This is a genomic window from Idiomarina sp. UBA4206, from assembly GCF_002383015.1.
Classification (GTDB): Bacteria; Pseudomonadota; Gammaproteobacteria; order Enterobacterales; family Alteromonadaceae; genus Idiomarina; species Idiomarina abyssalis.
Genome location: NZ_DFTS01000021.1, coordinates 15,515 through 16,118, shown reverse-complemented (window position 1 = coordinate 16,118; position 604 = coordinate 15,515). Strand labels below are relative to the sequence as shown.

General features: G+C 51.8%; 1 protein-coding gene. It reads left to right on the top strand.

Annotation, left to right across the window (positions count from 1 at the left end):
* Positions 1-604 (top strand): aconitase family protein (locus B3180_RS04510; RefSeq protein ID WP_286843282.1); only part of this gene is annotated, 604 nt, incomplete at both ends.

The window sequence follows — 604 nt, the reverse complement described above, 5'->3', positions numbered from 1 at the left end:
GATACCGTTGGTACCGGTGGTGACTCGCACACCCGTTTCCCGCTGGGTATTTCATTCCCGGCAGGCTCTGGTCTGGTTGCGTTCGCCGCAGCTACCGGCGTAATGCCACTGGATATGCCTGAATCGGTATTGGTGCGTTTCAAAGGTGAAATGCAGCCAGGCATTACTTTACGTGACCTGGTTCATGCCATTCCTGCGTTTGCTATCAAAGAAGGTCACCTGACCGTTGATAAGCGCGGCAAGAAAAACATCTTCTCGGGTCGTATCTTAGAAATTGAAGGTCTTGATCACTTAACCGTAGAGCAGGCATTTGAATTGTCTGACGCTTCTGCTGAGCGTTCAGCGGCCGGTTGTACCATCGACCTGTCAGAAGAGTCTGTTGCTGAATACCTGCGTTCTAACATCACCATGCTGCGTTGGATGATCAACGAAGGCTACGGCGACGCGCGTACGCTGGAACGTCGTGCCCGTAAGATGGAAGAATGGTTAGAAAACCCAGAGCTGACGCGTGCGGACAAAGACGCTGATTACTCTACGGTTATCGAAATTGACCTGAACGAGATAAAAGAGCCTATCGTTTGTTGCCCGAACGACCCGGACGACG